1 protein-coding gene is annotated in these 831 nt (G+C 34.4%); it reads right to left on the bottom strand.

The features are described 5' to 3' along the window. Positions 1 to 804, bottom strand: an 804-nt coding sequence (proC, locus tag HRG09_RS28210) for a pyrroline-5-carboxylate reductase (RefSeq protein WP_174104087.1), incomplete at its 3' end; no start/stop codon positions are given. Positions 805 to 831: the final 27 nt, after the last annotated feature.

Raw genomic sequence — 831 nt, 5'->3', positions numbered from 1 at the left:
ACTGGATAATTCAACAGATTTTTGAGTACAACGTTTCATAGCTGAAATGATAGCTGTTCTTAAACCTTTTTCCTCTAGTGTTGCTACTGCTTCTATCGTCGTTCCCCCTGGAGAACAAACCATATCTTTCAACGCACCTGGATGTATTCCTGTTTCCAATACCATTTTTGCAGAACCTAATACAGCTTGAGCCGCGAATTTATAGGCTTGATTTCTTGGCATACCATCTAGTACAGCAGCATCTGCCATAGCTTCTATAAACATATATACATATGCTGGAGAAGAACCACTTATAGATGTTACAACATCCATTAATTTTTCACTTACTATCTCTGCCTGACCAAAACTATTAAATATATTGAGTATCTCTTCTAAATCTCTTTCTGCAACCATTTCATTACAACATAACGCAGACATTCCTTCTCCAACAAGAGCAGGTGTATTAGGCATTACTCTTACAACCTTTAACTTTTTACCGAAAGCATCCTCAGTACTCTTAATACTTTTTCCCGCAGCAATAGTTACGATTATTACATCGTTTTTTATCTGTTCTTTTATTTCGTTAATTACGGATGAGTATAAGTCTGGTTTGATTGATAAAATTAAAATATCAGCATTTTTAGCTACTTCATTGTTGTCAGTAGTTATAGTTATGTCATATTTTTCACTAGCATTTTTTAGATTAATGACGTTTAAATCTGAACAAATTAGTTTATCTGAAGACACTATATTTTTGTTTATCATCCCGCCAATCATAGCCATACCCATGTTTCCGCACCCGATGAATCCAATTTGTTTGTCCATAATATCTCGATCTTGCTCCTTTTATTA

It is taken from the genome of Bacillus sp. Xin1, assembly GCF_013314535.1.
GTDB lineage: Bacteria > Bacillota > Bacilli > Bacillales > Bacillaceae_G > Bacillus_A.
This window is presented reverse-complemented; position numbering and strand designations above follow the sequence as displayed.